The organism is Skermanella pratensis (assembly GCF_008843145.1).
GTDB lineage: Bacteria > Pseudomonadota > Alphaproteobacteria > Azospirillales > Azospirillaceae > Skermanella > Skermanella pratensis.
Genome location: NZ_CP030265.1, coordinates 464502 through 483359, shown reverse-complemented (window position 1 = coordinate 483359; position 18858 = coordinate 464502). Strand labels below are relative to the sequence as shown.

At 64.1% G+C, this 18858-nt stretch carries 12 protein-coding genes and 1 pseudogene; 10 read left to right on the top strand and 3 right to left on the bottom strand.

Annotated elements, in window-relative coordinates:
• Positions 1-6: 6 nt before the first annotated feature.
• A complete protein-coding gene (locus DPR14_RS02190) occupies positions 7-1170 on the bottom strand; it encodes an iron-containing alcohol dehydrogenase (protein ID WP_158043707.1) in 1164 nt (387 codons plus the stop codon).
• Between the two features lie 530 nt (positions 1171-1700).
• Between DPR14_RS02190 and DPR14_RS02185 the strand changes: the two genes are divergently transcribed.
• The 8 genes and pseudogenes from DPR14_RS02185 to DPR14_RS02150 all read left to right on the top strand — a co-directional run bounded on the left by DPR14_RS02185 (position 1701) and on the right by DPR14_RS02150 (position 11752).
• Entirely contained in the window at positions 1701-3107 is a 1407-nt protein-coding gene (locus DPR14_RS02185) for a class I SAM-dependent DNA methyltransferase (protein ID WP_158043706.1), read from the top strand.
• 78 nt (positions 3108-3185) lie between these two features.
• Positions 3186-3461, top strand: a complete 276-nt coding sequence (locus DPR14_RS02180; RefSeq protein WP_158043705.1) for a restriction endonuclease subunit S domain-containing protein — start codon at positions 3186-3188, stop codon at positions 3459-3461.
• Positions 3462-3491: 30 nt separating this feature from the next.
• Positions 3492-4297, top strand: a pseudogene (locus tag DPR14_RS02175) (IS5 family transposase).
• 24 nt (positions 4298-4321) lie between these two features.
• The gene (locus DPR14_RS02170; RefSeq protein ID WP_158043703.1) at positions 4322-5581 is read left to right on the top strand and encodes a restriction endonuclease subunit S; all 1260 of its coding nucleotides are present in this window, start codon (positions 4322-4324) and stop codon (positions 5579-5581) included.
• Complete coding sequence (locus tag DPR14_RS02165; protein WP_158043702.1) at positions 5578-7203, top strand: restriction system-associated AAA family ATPase; 1626 nt, start codon at positions 5578-5580, stop codon at positions 7201-7203. Before DPR14_RS02170 ends, DPR14_RS02165 begins: the two co-directional genes overlap by 4 nt.
• On the top strand, positions 7204-8277 hold the full coding sequence (locus DPR14_RS02160) for a hypothetical protein (RefSeq protein ID WP_158043701.1): 1074 nt from the start codon (positions 7204-7206) through the stop codon (positions 8275-8277).
• Between the two features lie 276 nt (positions 8278-8553).
• Entirely contained in the window at positions 8554-9552 is a 999-nt protein-coding gene (locus DPR14_RS02155) for an IS110 family RNA-guided transposase (protein WP_158043700.1), read from the top strand.
• A gap of 670 nt (positions 9553-10222) precedes the next feature.
• Complete coding sequence (locus DPR14_RS02150) at positions 10223-11752, top strand: Fic family protein (RefSeq protein ID WP_158043699.1); 1530 nt, start codon at positions 10223-10225, stop codon at positions 11750-11752.
• 850 nt (positions 11753-12602) lie between these two features.
• On the opposite strand, the gene DPR14_RS02145 is transcribed toward DPR14_RS02150, so the two are convergent.
• Positions 12603-14342 carry a catalase gene (locus tag DPR14_RS02145; protein ID WP_158043698.1) on the bottom strand — a complete coding sequence of 580 codons (1740 nt, stop codon included), beginning with the start codon at positions 14340-14342 and terminating at the stop codon, positions 12603-12605.
• Positions 14343-14452: 110 nt separating this feature from the next.
• Entirely contained in the window at positions 14453-16336 is a 1884-nt protein-coding gene (gene nifA, locus DPR14_RS02140; RefSeq protein ID WP_158043697.1) for a nif-specific transcriptional activator NifA, read from the bottom strand.
• A 561-nt stretch (positions 16337-16897) separates the two neighbouring features.
• Between nifA and DPR14_RS02135 the strand changes: the two genes are divergently transcribed.
• Together DPR14_RS02135 and DPR14_RS02130 are read left to right on the top strand one after the other, a co-directional pair.
• Positions 16898-17707 carry a GntR family transcriptional regulator gene (locus DPR14_RS02135; protein WP_158043696.1) on the top strand — a complete coding sequence of 270 codons (810 nt, stop codon included), beginning with the start codon at positions 16898-16900 and terminating at the stop codon, positions 17705-17707.
• A 67-nt stretch (positions 17708-17774) separates the two neighbouring features.
• Entirely contained in the window at positions 17775-18797 is a 1023-nt protein-coding gene (locus DPR14_RS02130) for a TRAP transporter substrate-binding protein (protein ID WP_246148729.1), read from the top strand.
• Positions 18798-18858 lie beyond the last annotated feature (61 nt).

Genomic DNA, 18858 nt, shown 5'->3' with positions numbered 1-18858 from the left:
TCCTGTTCAGGTCGCGTAGATGTCGCGGTAGAGGCTGACGATCTCCTCCTCGGTCGGCACGCGCGGATTGTTGGCCGGCGAGCCGGAGCCCAGCGCCTGCTCCGCCATCAGGGGCAGGATCGACATGAACCGGCTCTCGTCGATGCCGTAGGCCTGCGGAGACGGGACCTTGAGGTCGGCGTTGAGGGAGATGAGGGCGCCCAGCAGCGCGATCCCCGCCTGCTCGTCGTCGGTATCGGGCGCGCAGGCCCCCATGGCGCGGGCGCAGTCGGCGTAGCGGGCCGTCGCCGTGGGGAGGGAGAAGGCGGTGACCGCCGGCAGCAGCATGGCGTTGGACAGGCCGTGCGGCACGTGGAAATGGGCACCGATCGGGCGGCTCATGCCGTGGACCAGGGCGACCGAGGCGTTGCTGAAGGCGATGCCGGCCTGGTTGGCCGCCAGCATCATCCCCTCGCGGGCCTCGCGGTTGTCCGGCTCGAAGCAGGCGGTGCGCAGGTGCTTGGCGACGCGGGCCATGGCGGCCAGGGCCATGCTGTCGGAGAACGGGTTGGCCTTGCGGCTGACATAGGCCTCGATCGCGTGGGTCAGCGTGTCGATGCCGGTGTCGGCGGTCAGGCGGAAGGGGCAGGTCAGCGTCAGCTCGTAATCGACGATGGCACCCTGGGGGATCACGCCGTTGCCGGCGATCAGCATCTTCTCGTCGGTTTCGGTATCGGTGATGACGGTGAACTTGGTCACCTCCGACCCGGTCCCGGCGGTGGTCGGGATGGCGAGCAGCGGCACGCCCTCGTTGGGGATCGGGTTGGGCACCTTGTAGTCGCGCATGCGGCCGGGATTGGCCGCCAGGACGCCCATGGCCTTGGCGGTATCGATCGGCGACCCGCCGCCCAGGGCAATCATCCCGTCGAACCCGCCGCCGGACAGCATGCGGGCGCCGGCATCGACCACGTCGGTGGTGGGATCGGGCACGGTATCGGCGAACACCTCGAACGGGACGCCGGCCGCCTTCAAAGGATCGGTCAGCCGGGCGATGGCCCCGCTGTCGCGCATGAAGGGATCAGTCACGATCAGCGGGCGCCGGATGCCCAGCCGGCCCAGCATGTCGGCAACCTGGCCGATGGCGCCGCCGCCGATCAGCATCAGCTTGGGCATGGCGATGGTGGCGATCATGTCGTGCGTTCCTCCCGCGACTTTTTGTCCTGTCTGGGGGTATTTGTACGACGGGGGTCGGGGCGGGGCAACCGGCAGTCGGTGGATCGTTCGGGCGTGGGGTGGTGGGACGGGAGAGGTTGAGGGCGGCGGAGGCGGTGGACTAGCTGTGGGACGATGTACGGGCCGAGCATGGTGAGGGGGTCAGCGGCAGGTGATACCGAGAAAGGGCACGGCCGTTAAGGTGGTCACGATTATGGAAAGCACGTCGGCGGCGGAGCGGCACAGCCATCATTGAGCAGTTCGTTGGCGACGCACGAGGATAGCCCAGGCAATTAGTAGCAGTTAATCCCCAACGTTCGCAGACACCTCGTTGAGGACGCTAGCATGCCATACCCTCTCCTAAGAAATTATTGGCTGTTCCGGAGACGCAGCATTCGCTAACTTCGGTATCGTGCCCGCGCGTTTGCGAGGGGAGCACCGTGCAATGGCTGGCCGTTGATGAGGTGCGTCTCTTCGTTGTAGGGCTTGCGTTGATCTGAAAGCCTGAGATGTCGATTCCCCTAATCTCGAAGCGAATCTGGTCCCTCTGTCACGTCCTTCGCGACGATGGCATCGTCTTCCATAAGTTCCTTTCCGAGCTCACCTACCTCCTATTTCTGAAGATCGCCGAGGAAACCGGACGGGAGGACCTGCTGCCCGCCGGCTGCCGCTGGGCGGACCTGACGGCTCACGCCGACGGCGGGATGCTGGGACACTATCGCAAGATGCTGACTATACTCGGGGAGGACGCGCCAGACCACGTGGTCCGGGAGATCTTCCGTTTTCCAACTACCGTGTTCAACCACGATGAAAATCTCCGGAAGGTCGTGGAAGGCATCAACAAGATCGACTGGCACGAAGCCAAGGCCGACGGCTTGGGTGCAGTTTACGAGAGCCTTCTCCAAAGGAGCGTGGCGGAAGCTCGCTCAGGCGCCGGTCAATACTTCACGCCCCGGCCGCTCGTCGATGCGATGGTCAGCGCTCTACAACCCGGCCTTGGCGAAACGATCCAGGATCCAGCAGCTGGGACAGCTGGCTTTCTAATTTCGGCGAAGGAGTACATCGCCAGCCAACATTCGGAGGCAAGCTTTCAGGCCTCTCCACCTAGCTATCAAGCGGTCGAAATAGAGGGTGACACCTATCGCTTGTGCTTGATGAACATGTTCCTGCATGGCATGCAGGGCCAGTTCATCCATGGCGACGCCCTGACAGATGATATCGCTGACCTGCCGGCACCAGATGTCATCATAGCCAACCCCCCTTTCGGAAGCAGCGCGGGGGGCGCGCGAGCGCGCCGCAGCGATCTTCCCTACTCGACATCCAATAAGCAGCTCCTCTTTCTTCAGCATATCTATCTGGCGCTGAAGCCGGGCGGACGCGCAGCCGTGGTTCTGCCGGATAACGTCCTTTTCGAGGAGGGAGCAGGCAGGCGGATCCGGACGCACTTAATGAACACGTGCAACGTGCATACCTTGCTCCGGCTGCCTAGCGGCATCTTCTATGCCGCCGACGTCAAGACCAGTGTTCTGTTCTTTTCCCGGCCCCAGGAAGGCGAGCCCGTTACGCGCCAAATCTGGGTCTATGATCTCAGAACCAACATGCAGAGATTTCGGAAGGGGCGGAACCTCACCCCAGAAGTGTTCACCGACTTCGTGCGGCTCTACGGACCCGACCCACTCGGCCGCAGTCCCCGCGATCCGTCCGCGGATCCGAGATTCAGGCCCTATTCTCGTGAAGAAATCGCCGCGCGCAACGACAACCTCGACTTGCGCTGGCTCTCGGAAGGTCGTAGAGAAGAATTGGACGATAGGGACCCCGAAGAGATCTTGACGGCGCTGGTACAAAACTTGCGGTCGGCCCTCAGTGATGTGGAGGGGATTGTCTCCGAGTTGGACCGCGTCTCGGATGACAACTGAAATCGTGATTTCTCATATAAGTTGCAAAAAAGGCAATGTGCCGGCTCATTGCCTCGCGCGCCTTGGAGCGCGCAATATATGATTTCGGCACCCGACCACTGGATTAAAGCCCCACTTCACCGGCTTGGCGTTTGGCGCGGCGGCGGCACGCCGACCAAGTCGCATACGGCCTATTGGTCTAACGGCGTCGTGCCGTGGATTTCGCCAAAGGACATGAAGCGCACGATCATCGATTCGGCAACCGACAAGGTGACCGAACGCGCGATAAGGGAGACGGGACTGGAGGTGATCCCTCCGGGTTCGATCCTGATGGTCACCCGCAGCGGCATCTTAGAGCGTCTAACAAAACCTTGATGAGAGGCTGGCGCCGCCTATCTGAAGGGCATGGCGAAACCCCTTGTCAGCGATGAGCTGTGGGCGGTCGTGGCGCCGCTGTTGCCGTCCCGTCCGCCCCGTCCGAAAGGTGGTCGGCCGCCGGTCGATGACCGGGCGGCGCTGACCGGCATCCTGTTCGTGTTGAAAAGTGGCATTCCGTGGGAGATGCTGCCGCAAGAGATGGGCTGTGGCTCGGGCATGACCTGCTGGCGGCGGTTGCGCGACTGGCAGTCCGCGGGGGTCTGGGAGACGTTGCACCACGTTCTTCTGGACCGGCTGGGCAAGGCCAACGCGATCGACTGGAGCCGGGCGGCGCTGGACAGCGCCAGCGTCCCGGCAAAAAGGGGGGCCGGGAGACCGGGCCGAACCCGACCGACCGCGGCAAGCCGGGCTCCAAGCGCCACGTCGTCATCGACGCCAATGGCATCCCGTTGGCCGTGACCCTGTCGGCCGCCAACGTCCACGACAGCCGCATGCTGGAGGCCACGGTGGACGCCATCCCGGCCATTCGCCAGTGCGCCGGACGGCCCCGCCGCCGTCCCGCCAAGCTCCACGCCGACAAGGGTTATGATTTCTCCCGCTGCCGCCGCGCCTTGCGCCGGCGCGCCATCATTCCCCGCATCGCGCGCCGCGGCATCGAAAACAGCGAACGGCTCGGCCGGCACCGCTGGAAGGTCGAACGCACCTTGGCATGGTTCGCCCGATTCCGGCGGATCTCCGTGCGCTACGAACGCCGGATCGATATCTTTGCCGCCTTCAATCACCTCGCCGCAGCCCTCATCACCTTCCGCTTCGTCGAACGATGGTTATGTTAGGCACTCTTAGCCCGTACGCTTCCGGTGGCGGTCACCGCGGTTCCGGTCGTCGTCAATCAGGACATCCGTGCGCTGACGCCGGCGTCGGACGTCGACCCCTTCTTTCTGCAGCAACAACTCACCTACCTCGAACATGAAATCCTGCGCCGTACCGCGAAACCCGGCACGACGGTCGAAAGCATCGAACTTGCAGCCCTGCTGCAACTCGAGGTCTTCTTGCCGCCGGTTTCGGAGCAGCGGGCGATCTCCAGGTGGCTCGCCGCGATCGCCCAAGTACTAAACAGCGCCCGGACGGACCTCAGGTCCGTCGTGTCTTTGCTTGATGCATACAAGCGGGCGGTACTGCTCAAAGCATTGTCCGGCCGATGGGACAAAAGCAGGCCGGCGCGCCAAGTGACGCTCGGCGATATTGCCGACATTCAGGGCGGGCTCACTCTAGGGAAGCGGTATGGCGGAGCCGAGTTGGTGCCTCGTCCCTATTTACGCGTCGCGAATGTGCAGCGCGGCTGGTTAGATTTGGAGGAGGTCAGAGACGTTCTCGTCTCTCCCGCCGAAGCGCAGCGGTATAAGCTATTGCCGGGGGACATCCTCATGAACGAAGGAGGAGACAGCGACAAGCTGGGGCGAGGGTGGGTTTGGAACGATGAGATACCCGATTGCATTCATCAGAATCACGTTTTTCGTGCCCGTCTGAGCGATCGCGAGTTCCCGCCCGAGTTCATTTCGCTCTACGCGAACGAACTGGGTCGCGACTACTTTCTGTCGGAAGCGAAGCAGACAACGAATCTCGCATCCATCAGCAAAACGAAACTGAGCGGCCTACCTATCCGGTTGCCAAACGCCGATGATGCTCGAGCGGCCCTCAGGGCCTATGAGGACCAAACGCGTTGGACCGAGGCCGTGCGAACCCAAGCTCTCTCGGCTATAGATACGGCGGATGCGGCCGAGGCGTCCGCTATTCGTAAGGCGTTCGAAGGGCGACTTGTGCCGGCCGCCAGAGGCGAACCGGCTCCAACGCTCCTCCTAAATGACGCGGATGTGCGCACGCACCGCTCCGATCGTGGACGGGTTGAGAAAGGATCCACAGTGAACATCTTGATCGAGATGCTGGATCACTGGCCGGATAACGGCCTCACCTTCGCGACCGTGCGCGATCAGGTGCCGAGCGACTATGAAAGCCTAAAGGACGCGATTTTTGACCTGCTCGCCGGAGCGGATCCGAAGCTCGAACAACGTTACAGCGACGAAGATCAAGCAATGAAATTCTTCAGGAAGTCGACATGAAGCTACTGCGACTCTCTGTCATGCAGGCGACGAGCTGTGGCGGTCTCCTTGATGAGCTCGACGTCGATTTTGAAGGAGCAGGATCCGATGGAGAGTTGAGGGGCACCGCAAATGGCGTGCTTTCGCCACATTGCCTCATTGGGCCGAATGGTTCGGGCAAGTCGCAGCTGCTCCAGCTCCTTGCCGAGATATTCCAGTCGGCTTGGTGCGCCCACGCGCCGGACCAGGAGCGGGACGTTGCCGACAAGTCCACGTTGTTCACGCTTGAATACCTCGTGTCGAGCGATGGATCGGCCGCCGCCGAGCACGTACGCCTGCAGCGGCGCAAAAAGGGGACGCGGATCTTGCCGCTTGAGATGGCCGTGCAGAAGGACGGAGATTGGGAGGAGATCCCGATCAAGCACACCGGTTTCGGCGGCCGGCTCCCCTCGTTAATCGTCGGCTATACGTCCGGAGACAATGAGACCCTGAGCCTTCCCTTTTTTGTTAGCCGGGCGGGCTACGCGAGGGATGTCCGGGAGGCCGCCTTCGAAGACCCAGACTCAAAGGTAGCAGACAATCGCTTGCTGCTTATTGACTACAGCACTCATCTTGAGGTCCTGGTTGCTAACCTGCTGCTTGGTACGCATGACGTGCAGAGATCGATACTCAAACACGCAGGACTAGATCGAATAGCCTCCTTCCGGTGCATTATTCAGCTCAACCACTTGCCTCGGTTGCGCACAAAACGGCGCAGGAGCGATCGTCGGAAAGGCGTCCAGCTTACCAACGAGCTTGAGGGTTACATTGAGGCATTCAAGGCCGCCGCGACCTGTTGGTCTTATGACCCCAGGCTCGAGATCTACGTCTTGGACTTCCTCGTCAATGACGCGACCCGTGCGGTGTTCGCTAAGAACTTCTCCAGCCCGATTGCCCTTTATCGCGCCTTCCACAAACTCGCGCTTCTAAATGATCTAGCCATCCCCAACAAGGCGAGGGATAGGTTAAGAAAGGAAATCAAAACGCGAAGATTCGCCTCGAAATTGCCTGAACCTCAGGATGAGGAGAAGATATTCAGATTTGAGCAAGTCCGCTTCTATCGCGGTGACGAACAAGTCATAAACAGCTCACTTGATTATGTCTCCCTTTCGGATGGAGAACATCAACAAGCTCAAGTATTAGGTGTCTTTGCGATGATCTTGCAAAGTAACGCCATATTCATTCTCGACGAGCCAGAATCCCATTTTAACCCGCTCTGGCGCGTGAAATTCGTCAAACGGCTTCTCGAGTTACCGGTCGAGGGGCGAGGCGACCAGGAGGTTCTCCTCACCTCGCACGCGCCATTCGTGCCATCCGACCTCCACCGGACCCAGGTTCATGTCTTTTCGAAGCCGGACGGCAAAATCGCCGTGGTGCACCCCCCGGTCGAGACGTACGGCGCGACATTCGATCGAATACTCGCTCACTGCTTCGGGGTGACGCCGCCGATCTCGCAGCTCGCGCGGGATGAGATCCAGCGCCTGATGGAGTCCGGCACGGCCGAACAATTACGAGAAGCGATAGCTACTCTAGGCTCTTCATTCGAGAAGGCCTTTCTTGCCGACAGATTGCGTCAACTTGAAGAATCGGGAATTACAGAATAAATGCTGAATGTCTACCCAATATCAGCAACCGTCGAGAACTGGGTGCATGACGCGATCTATGCTAAGGTGAAGGCAGGGCTTAAAGCATTTGATCAAGGAAATACCGCGCCGGACTGGTCGCATGAAATGCGCGTGGAACTAGCTGACCGGGAAGCGCTTAAGACCGCGTACAATGCATTCTGCACCGCCGTTCAAGAACTCGGTCCGCGCCAAAGGGGCAAGATCCTGCTTGCGCTGGAAGCTCAGAACAAAATCCCGGATGTATTCGACGGTGCGACCGCATGTCCCCGGTTGGACACGCTTCCCGCCCGGATCAGAAAGCCGACGAAAGCCTTGTTTGACGCAGCGTTCGCCATGCTGAAGAGCCTGAAGGTCCGTGACCGGCAGTACGAAGTGATCTTCGCCGAACTCCCTGGAAGGTGCTGCCCTTTCTGTGGGATCGAAATCTTTGAAGCCCCCGGGCTCGCGCGCGAGGACCTGGACCACTATTTGCCGAGAACTCTATACCCATTCGCTGGTGCTAATCTTCGAAACCTTGCCCCAATGGGCGGCAAATGCAACCGCGCCTACAAGAACGTCGCAGATGTAATCTGCGACGGTGATGGTCACCGGCGCCGCTGCTTCGATCCATACGGTCAGGAGCGCGCCGAAGTTTCTCTGATGGGCAGCCGCCCCTTCGAAGGCGGCGGCGCTGGGCCGTTTCCCTTGCCCGCTTGGCAGATCGATTTCATCGGAGAGGCGCAGGCCGTGGCGACTTGGGATCAGGTGTTTGACATCCGCCGACGCTATGAGGGCAAGGTCAGCTCTCATTTTCGAGAATGGATGGAGCATTTCGCAGATTGGTGCCAGCGGGAGGTTGGGCTGATCGAAACACAGCAGGAAGTGGTTAAGGCTTTGGACCGCTATATAACTGCTGTGCTTCAGCGCACGCACGGCAATGGTGAACATTTAAAGCGGGCGATGTTTGAAATGATGCGTCAGCGGTGCGAGGGGGGCGACATATCGGAGCGTCTTGTGCTGTGGTTTTCAAACTTGGTCAGGAGTCAACGTAGAATGGTAGAGGAACCCGCCTAGGGCGGTTTCCGTCCAGGTCGATCCGTCCGGAGCAGCCGAACCGATGCGTTGGGCCATGGGCCCAACCTTGTCTTTTGGTGACGTTGTATAGAGGTTTTGTCGGGGGGAACCGGGTGCCCCGTCAGGAGCACCCGGTTCACGGGGTCAGGACACTGAGCCCAACCAAGGTTAGGCACCGCACGTAGCAGAGTGCCTGCCCCGAGCCCTCGGCGTTTCTCGCACAGTTGCCAGGCGCCGTGCTTTTGGCCGGACGCCGCAGACAAGGACGAGTTCACCATGTCTTGCCAATCCTACTGCATCGGGATCGATGCCTCCAAAGCCTATCTTGACACCTGCGGCGTGCCGGGCCGCGGCGCGTGGCGCCTTCCCAACACGGCCGAGGGCCACACCGCCCTCGCGACGGTGCTGGGCGCGCTGCGCGCGGGCGGCGACGAGGTGCTGGTCATGATGGAAGCGTCGGGCGGCTGCGAGCGCGAACTGCACCACGCCCTGGCCCGGGCCGATGTGCCGGTCGCCGTCGTCAATCCCAAGTGGGCGCGTGACTTCGCCCGCTCGACCGGCCAGCTGGCGAAGACCGACCGGGTCGACGCCCGGATGCTCCAGGCCTTCGGCGAGGCCACCCGTCCCCGCCCGACGCCGGTCCCGGAGCCGTTGCGCGCCGAGTTGATCGAGATGCTCGACTACCGCGACCAGATCCTGGCCGAGATCGTCGCGCGCGGCCATCAGCTCAAGCACCTGCGCGGCGACTTCATGCGCCGGCGCGCCGAGACGGCGCTGGAAGCGCTGCGCACCGAGGCCGACACCCTGGCCTGGATGATCGAGGCGAAGCTGAACGACGACCCGGGGTTGCGGCAGCGGGCCGCCCTGCTGCGCAGCTTCCCCGGGGTCGGGCCGCTGAGCGCGGCCATGCTGGTGGTCCACATGCCCGAGTTGGGCAGCCTGACCGGCCGGCAGGCGGCCAGCCTGGCCGGCCTGGCGCCGTTCGCCCGCGACAGCGGCACCCTGCGCGGGGTGCGCACGATCTTCGGCGGCCGGGCCAAGGTGCGCCGGGCGTTGTTCCACGTCGGCCGGGTCGGCCTGCGCCACAACGCCACGCTCAAGGCCTTCTATGACAGCCTGAAGGGACGCGGCAAGCCGGGCAAGGTGGCGCTGGTCGCCTGCATGCGCAAGGCGCTGGTGATCCTCAACGCCCTGCTCCGGACGGGCCGGCCCTGGGTGGCGGAGTACGCCGCCGACGGGCCGCCGGCCGAAGCCGCCTCCGCCACGGCATCCTGAGCCCCATCCCTTTGTTCGACCGGCGGCACCATCCCTCCGTCCCGACCTGAGGGTCCAGCGGGCGGCGGGCGGAGCGGCGGTCAAGGAGGGCCGAAGGCCACCGCGGAGCGGCGCGCAGCGTCCTTGATGGCCGCTCCGCCCGCCGCCCGCTGGACCGAGGTGGGGGCGGCCAAGAGCACGTCCGACAACCGCCGCGGCAAACCGCTGACGGCGGCGTCTTCCCGTGACCATGCATGCTGCTTGAAGTTGTATATCCACACCCAACGATGCGGCTCACAAAAACAGTTGCTACGACCGACGGCCCACATCAACTCCGCCCTGCGTCAAACCGAGGTTCGGCCGTGGCCCTACGCGTTGTGATCGACGGCCCGCATCACCTCGGCCCTGCATCAGACCGAAGGTTCGGCCGTGGCCCAACGCATCGCGGCGAGTGGAACGGCAGGCTGCATGGACCGGAGCGGTTCGACCGGCGGCCTTTGGGGGCGGGCAAGGCCGCGCAGGAAGAAGGGGAAGACTCGGGTCGCCATGAAACGTTTTCGCTGTTGCCGGGCCGACCCGGCTTGAAGGATTTTGCGGCCGGCGCTCGATTCTTGAACTTTTCCGTGGAATCGTGAAGATTTCCGCAGGCGGCCGACCAACCGTGAAAGTTTTTCGATCCCGGGAGCCCAGCATGCCGGACACCTTGCTCGATGGCGAGCGCTACACCGGGTTGATGGGGCTGGTGGCTCGCTTCGACCTGCCGGTGCCGAGGCCGAGCGTGATCTCCATCGTCGGCAGCGGCCGGCGGCGGCAGCTTGTGGAGGCCGACCGCATCGTAGAGCGCTACCTGGGTTCCTACGACTACGGCGACTCACCGGAAATGGACCTGAAGTTCGCGCTCCGCTACGAGCCGACGGACCTCGCGGTCCTGACGCTGGCGTTCGAGCGCATGGCGAAGGCGGACCTCGAAGCCTGGGTCCGTCGTGAGCCGAACGGGGCCTTCGCCCGGCGCGCCTGGTTCTTCTATGAGTGGTTGACCGGTGATCGGCTCGATCTTCCGGATGCCGGCCCGGTCGGCTACACGCCCGCGCTGTCTCCGGAGAAGCACATCGTGCTGCCCAGTAACCCATCGCGGCGGCACCGCTTCACGGACAACCTTCTCGGCACGCCTGCCCTGTGCCCGATTATCCGCCGGACGGCGCAGATCGAGTCGCTCCTGCGGTCGGACATCCGGGCCGAGGCCGAGGCGCTGGTGCGGGGTTGCGATCCGCGGATCCTCGCCCGCGCGATCACCTATCTCTACACCAAGGAGACCAAGGAGACATTCGCGATCGAGAGCGAGACGGCCAGCGGTGCGAAGGCGGAGCGGTTCATCGAAGCCCTGCGGTCCGTCCGTGACTTCGACCCGACCAGCGAGAGAGACCAGACCCGGCTGCAGAACGTCATCGTCGATCCCCGTTACGCGGCGGCCGGGTGGCGCGACTTCCAGGACTTCGTCGGCGAATCCTTGACGGGCCATCGGGAGGTCGTTCACTTCATCTGCCCGAAACCCGGGGATGTCCGCCCCCTCATGGCCGGCTTCGCGGCGCTCGTCGGCCGGCTGAAAGGCGCCGGGATCGATCCCGTGCTGGCTGCGGCGGTGATCGCCTTCGCCTTCGTGTTCATCCACCCCTTCGAGGACGGGAACGGGCGCATCCATCGCTATCTCATCCACCACACGCTGGACGGGTCCGGCTTCACCCCGCCGGGCATCCTGTTCCCGGTCTCGGCGTCGATCGTGCGGAACCAGGCAGCCTACGACGCGGCCCTGGAGCGCTTTTCCCGCTCGATAGCACCTTACCTGGATTGGGCCTGGGAGCCCGGCGGGTCGGAGAACGGGCCGGCCATCACCGTCCGGAACCGTACCGACCATCTCTACCGCTACTTCGATGCGACGCCCCAGGCCGAGTACCTGTACGACCGCGTCATGGATACGGTGCGGCGGGACCTCAAGGAGGAGGTCCTGTTCGTGGAGGTCTTCGATCGCGCCATGGCCGGCGTGATGGATCGCATCGACATGCCGAACCGGAAGGCCGCCCTGCTGGTCCGGCTGGCGATGCAGCATGGCCGCATCGGCAAGGACAAACGGGCCAAGCTGTTCCCGGAGCTCACCGATGCGGAGATCGACGAGCTGGAACGGATCGTGCTGGCCGCCGGATCGCCGCCACCCGAGGGGGGATAGGGATTGGTAGCTCTGGACAGGGATTTCGACGAGGCATCAGTGTGAAGGTTTCATCACGTCGGTTTGCGCGTGGATGCGCGGGTCCAGCCCAAGGCAGTCCGGCGCAGTAATTGCCTAGCGATCGCAGGAAGCATTCTCATCTTTCGATCGTCATGACCGGACTTGATCCACGACTGTCCGGCACGGCTTTTGCTCTCTTCTCGAAAGGCTTGACTATGGGCAGAACCGCCCCCTTTTCGTCATACCCCGACTTGATCCACGGCTGTCCGGCACAGTGTTTGCCTGCTCTTCAAAGGTGTCGATAGCGGGCGGCAATACCTCCTTTTCGTTATGACCGGACTTGATCCGGTCATCTCCATGCGGGCTTCATCGAAGCCTCCGTGCCCGGAGATACCCGGATCAAGTCTGGGTATGACGATAAAGGGAAGAGGACGCCGCCGGAAAGACTTCCCATAGTTGACGCGCAAAACTCGTGCCGGACAGCCTTGGACTTGATCCGGGTATCTCCCCACACGGCAGCGCTGATGGAGCCCGCAAGCGATGACCGGGTCAAGCCCGGTCATGACGACAAAAGGATGAATGCTCTGCTGGAGAAACGTCCTTTAGCTGAGTTAGCAAGTACCGTGCCGGACAGCCGTGGACTTGATCCGGTCATCTCTTGCGGGCTTCATCGACGACTTCGTGCCTGAAGATACCCGGATCAAGTCCGGGTATGACGAATGGGGAGTGTTGCTCCCCGCAATTGACCCGCTTTCGGTCAAAGCAAAAACCGTGCCGGACAGTCGCGGAAAGGGAGATGTCGGCCCCTCCCCCCGTTTCCGAGGGGAGGGGCCGACGTCTCCCGACCGGCCTACTCGGCGGCCTGGTCGTGGCGCATTCCCTGCGACGAACCCTTCATCCCGCTCAGGACCTCTTCGGCCGTGGCCTTGCGGTTCTTCACGGAGCTGGTCCACTGGCCCCACACCGTGGGGTCGATCTTGTCGCCGTTGTTGCCCAGGTTCTGGAGCCGGCGCTTGTCCTCGTCGGTCAGCACCTGCTTGGGCAGCGGCGGAAGGTTGCGGACGTCGTCGGCGGTGATGCCGAGCACTTCGCCGACGCGGCGGCCATAGTCGTCATGGACCAGGAAGAAGTGCCAGATCATCCGTTCCTGGACATCGCGTTCGCACTGACCCAGCAGCGTGCCCATGTTCAGGATCAGGTCGTCGCGTTCCCAATCCATCATGGTGTTGAACCGGCCGCGCGCCTGGACATAGTCGTTGCGGCGCTCCAGCACGGCGCGGGTCAGCGGGCCGCGGATCTCCGGCGGGTTGTTGGGCTGCTCCTCCGCGGTCTCCTTCAGGCCGTTGTGGATCGACGGCTCGAAGTTGACGTGGGGGTTCTGGCCCGGCGCCAGGTCGCGGTGGAAGGACATCTGCCCGCCCGACAGGTTGGTCGCCACCTTCGAGTTCTTGGGCGAATTGACCGGCAGCTGCAGATAGTTGGTGCCGACGCGGTAGCGCTGGGTATCGGAATAGGAGAAGGTCCGGCCGACCAGCATCTTGTCGTCCGAGAAGTCCAGCCCGTCCACCAGCACGCCGGTGCCCATGGCGATCTGCTCGTTCTCGTTGAAGAAGTCCTCAACGTTGCGGTTCAACGTCATGACGCCGACATGGCGCAGCGGGAAATCCTTCTCCGGCCAGATCTTGGTGTCGTCCAGCGGGTCCCAGTCCAGTTCGGGGTGGTCATGGTCTTCCATGATCTGGACGAACATGTCCCACTGCGGATAGTCGCCGCGCTCGATCGCCTCGAACAGGTCCTTGGTGGCGGAGCCCAGCTCCTGGCCCTGGACCTTGGCCGCTTCCTCCGCCGTCAGGCTGGCGACGCCCTGGCGCGGGTGGAAGTGGTACTTGACCAGCACGGTCTCGCCCTGGGCGTTGACCATCTTGTAGGTGTTGACGCCGAAGCCTTCCATGTGCCGGTAGTTGGCCGGAATGCCGCGCGGGCTGAACAGGTGCGTCAGCATGTGCATGGATTCGGGCGTCTGGCTCATGAAGTCGAAGATCCGGTTCGGCTCCTGGCGGAACGTGACCGGGTCGGGCTTCAGCGAGTGGATGACGTCGGGGAACTTGATGGCGTCGCGGATGAAGAACACCGACAGGTTGTTGCCGACCAAGTCCCAGTTGCCGTCCTCGGTATAGAACTTGACCGCGAAACCGCGCGGGTCGCGGGCCGTCTCGGAGGAGTCCCGGCCGCCGATCACGGTGGAGAAGCGGATCGCCAGCGGCGTCTTCTTCCCGGCTTCCTGGAACAGCTTCGCGCGGGTGTACTTGGACGCGGGCTCGTCGCCGATCTTGCCGGTGACCTCAAGCTCGCCGTAGCACACGAAGCCGCGGGCATGCACGACCCGCTCCGGGATGCGCTCGCGGTCGAAATGGGTGATCTTTTCGAGGAACTGGTAGTTCTCCAGCGTGGCCGGGCCACGGGCGCCGACGGTGCGCGTCGACTGGTTGTTGGCGATCGGGTGGCCCTGCCGGGTGGTCAGGATGCCGTCCGAGGCCGCTACCGACGGATGCCCCTGGTGGGTCGTTTGCCCCTGTTTTTGGTCAGTCATGGCGTTTCCCCAAGCTGCTTGGTTTGCGGCGGACCGCCTGCCCAGAGGGCTGAGGGCCCACCGCATTAACCATATGGCCGCGTGAAGGTTACACGCCAAGGTCGGTTTTCTTAGAATCGTTTTATTTCGATGTTGTACTTCCTCAGGGCGTAGCTGACCTGCCGCGTGGTCAGGCCCAGCAGGCGGCCGGCCTTGGCCTGGACCCAGCCGGTCCGCTCCATCGCCCATAGCAGGCGGTCGCGCGGGGTGGTGAATTCCGGCTCGTCGGGGCCGCCGTTGCCGATCCGCATGCCGAGAAGCTCGCCGACCGCGGCCTCGTTGAGGGCGTCGGCGGCAGCGTTCGGGTCGGAATAGGCGGGGGAGCCGCCGGCGGGCAGCTGCGGATGCTGCGGCCGCATGGGCTGGGCGAGCGGGACGGGATTGCCGGCCGGGACCGCGTTGGGCGGCAATGCCGCGGGCGCGGCGGCGCAGGACCCGCCGGTCGCCGCGGAGCAGCCCGGCACGCCGCCGGTGCTGCAGCCGGCCCGCGCCGGGGTGGCCTGGGGCAGCATCGGAATACCGGACGGGGAGGCGTAGCCGGGGATCGAGGCGCCGGCGGTCGGCGTGACCGTGCGGTGGTGCCACAGGGTCGAGGAGTAGCAGAGGTTCATCTGGCAGGACAGGTCCAGGTCCCAGATCACCCCGTCGCGGCACAGGGTCGCCGCCCGCTCGATGCAGTTCTCCAGCTCGCGCACGTTGCCGGGCCACGGACATTTCTTGAGGACGTCCAGCGCGTCGTCGTGGAGCGCCACGTTGAGCTGGTTCTCCCGGTTGAACTTCTGGACGAAATGGTTGGCCAGCAGCGGGATGTCGTCGCTGCGCTCGCGCAGCGGCGGCAGGAAGATGGTCACCACGTTGATGCGGTAATAGAGGTCGGCGCGGAACTTGCCCTGGGCGACCGCCTCCTCAAGGTTGACGTTGGTGGCGGTGATGATCCGCACGTCGGTCTTGATGGTCCGGGTGCCGCCGACCCGCTCGAACTCCTGCTCCTGGAGGACGCGCAGAAGCTTGGCCTGGAACGAGGGCGAGATGTCGCCGATCTCGTCCAGGAACAGGGTGCCGCCGGTCGCCAGCTCGAACCGGCCCTTGTGGTCGCGGTTGGCGCCGGTGAAGGCGCCGCGCTCGTGGCCGAACAGTTCGGATTCCAGCAGGCTTTCCGGCAGCGCCGCGCAGTTGATCCGGATGAAGGGCTGCTCCTTGCGGGAGCTGAGCATGTGGATCGCGCGGGCGATCAGCTCCTTGCCGGTGCCGCTCTCGCCCCGGATCAGCACGGTGGAGCGGAACGGCGCCACCCGGTGGACCTGGGCCAGCACCTCCTGCATGCGCTTGCTGCTGCACACCACGTTGTCGACCTGGTAGGCGACCTTGGACACTTCCTTCTGGAGGCGGAACTTCTCCCGCATCATGAAGCGCCGCTCCTCGGCGACGGTGCGGTGCAGGCGCACGGTCTGGCCGATCAGGTTGGCGACCATGGTCAGCAGGCGGACGTCGCTGTCGAAGTTGCCGGCATAGCCCTCGTCGCCGATGCGGTCGATGGTCAGCACGCCGATGCATTCGCCGGCCGCCTTGATCGGCACGCCGACCAGGCTGATCACCACCTCGGCGATGTCGTTGCGCCCGCCGGTGCGGTTGAGGAACAGCGGCTCGTCGGCCAGGTTGGGCACCACGGCCGGCATGCCGGTCTTGACGATCCGCCCCACGATGCCCTCGCCGGCGCGGTACTGGCCGCGCTCCATCTCCTCCTGCGACATGCCGAGCGCCGCGATCAGGCGGAGCGTGCTGTCGTCCGTCAGCAGGCAGATCCGCCCGCGCTGCATTTGCAGATGGTACGACAGCAGCCTCAGCACCTCCCGCAGCGTCTGCTGCAGGTCGAGCGAGGAACTCAGGATCTTGCTGACTTCATAGATAGCGAAGAGTTCAACGCTCGACTGATTCTGGCGTGTCGCTCCGGCCATGGGCAGAACCCTTTCCTCAAGGCAATCAGGGACAGATCAAGTCATCCCGCCACCGATGATGGCGGGTTCAACCCCAGTATCACCTCAGACCCTTCCCGGCGCGCCGGTCCCCTGCCCTTGTGCCCTGCCCGCCGATGCGGGCCGGCCGGGCGGTTTTGGCGGGATCGGCGGCTTTGTTCCGCACTGAACGGCATGACGAAGGTCGACCGCCTTCGCGCCTGCAGGGGCGTGCCATGCCCCTTCGCCCTTGGATCGGGTCTATGCCGCAGTGCGAAGTGTCAAAAATTATCGTAGCCCGCGCAAGCGTCATCTTCCGAACCTCGAACTTAACCGTCCCCGATCGGGCGGTTTTGCCGCAAGACCCCTGTATACTCCTTTCGATAGATGGCGACTAGGACGATTCGCCGAGCCTGTGACAGACCCCCCTGTCGATCCATTCGGGCATGTCCGAATGGAAACCGGAAAGCCGCTTGTCATGAACTGATATATTAGTATATCATCTTCGTCATCAGAGCAGCCCACCCCACCGGGGAACAACGGCAGCCGGAGGAAACGCAGCGGATGACTTCAGGAATCGACGAGACCGGCGGCCAGACCGCCGAAGCTCCCGCGGAGCCCGCGAAGCGGCGCACCCGGACGGCGCCGACGCACCGGACCGCGCCCAAGCCGGTGCTGCCCAGCGCGGCGCTGCGGGGCGCCACCGTCTCCGCGGCCATACATCGCGAATTGCGGGCCGAGATCGTGTCGATGCGCCGCAAGCCCGGCGAGGCGATCGTCGAGAAGCAGATCGCCCAGGACCACGGCGTCAGCCGCACGCCGGTTCGCGAAGCCCTGCTGCGCCTGGCCGACGAGGGGCTGGTGGACATCTTCCCGCAGTCCGGCTCCTTCGTGTCGCGCATCCCGGTCGCCGAGCTGCCGGAAGCCATCCTGATCCGCAAGGCGCTGGAGGAGGCGGCGGTGCGCTATGCCGCCGCCCAGGCGACGCGGTCGCAGGTGGCCCGGCTCCGCGCCAACCTGGAATACCAGCGGGAGATGAGCGACGGCGGCGACGCCGGCGGCTTCCACGAGGCCGACGAGGCGTTCCACGCGCTGATCGCCGACACCGCCGGCTGTCCCGGCTTCTGGACCCTGACCCGGCAGGTCAAGGTCCAGGTCGACCGGTACCGGCTGCTGACCCTTCCCGTCCCCGGCCGCATCCGGTCGGTGATCACCGAGCACACCGCCATCGTCGACGCGATCGAGGCCCACGACCCGGCCCGCGCGGCCGAGATGATGGCGGCGCACCTGGAGAGCCTGCGCGCGAGCATCGGCGATACCCGGGAGAACAATCCCTTCTTCTTCTCCGACAGGCCGGAGGGAGCGGGCGGCTGACGCGGCGAAAGCCGGGCCGGCGAGCGAAGACACGGACCGACAGAAGCAATCAATCGAGGAAACGACAATGAAGACGACGATGAATGGCCGGAACCTGAAGCGCCAGAGCTTGAAGCTGATGGCCTCCGCGGCCTTCGTGGCCTTGGCCGCGGTGGCGGCCCTGACCGGCGGCGCCCAGGCCCAGCAGGTCACCTTCCGGTCCGCCGACATCCATCCCGACGGCTACCCGACCGTCGAGGCGGTCAAGTACATGGGCGAGATCCTGGCGCGGGAGACCAACGGCCGGCTCGGCGTCAAGATGTTCAGCTCGGCCCAGCTGGGCGACGAGAAGGATACGATCCAGCAGACCCAGTTCGGCGTCATCGACATGAACCGGATCAACCTGGCGCCGCTGAACGGCCTGATCCCGGAGACCCGCGTCCCGTCGATGCCGTTCCTGTTCCGCTCGGTCGACCACATGCACGCCGTGGTGGACGGCCCGATCGGCGAGGAGATCCTGAAGACCTTCGAGTCCCAGGGGCTGGTCGGCCTGGCCTTCTACGACAGCGGCGCCCGCAGCTTCTACAACAGCAAGCGTCCGATCCAGACGCTGGACGACATGAAGGGCCTGAAGATCCGCGTGATCCAGTCCGAGGTCTTCATCGACACCATCAAGGCCCTGGGCGGCAGCGCCACCCCGATGCCGTCGGGCGAGGTGTACAGCGCGATCCAGACCGGCGTGGTCGACGGCGCCGAGAACAACTGGCCGACGTACCAGAGCCAGCGCCACTTCGAGCAGGCCAAGTTCTACTCGCTGTCGCAGCATTCCATGTCGCCGGAAGTGCTGGTGATGTCCAAGCGGGTGTTCGACAAGCAGACCGCCGAGGACCAGGCGCTGATCCGCCGGGCCGCCAAGGAGTCGGTGGAGAAGATGCGCGAGCTGTGGCAGGCCCGCGAGAAGACCGCCGAGGCCGAGGTGCTGGCCGGCGGCGTGCAGGTCAACGAGGTCGACAAGTCCGTCTTCGAGAAGGCGGTGGAGCCGGTCTATGCCAAGCACATCACCGACGCCAAGCTGAAGGACCTGGTCGAGCGCATCCGCGCGGTCAAGTAAGGACGCACCGCCAGGCAGGGCCGCGCCCGGAGCGCGGCCCTCCTGTCCCGCCATGCCGTGC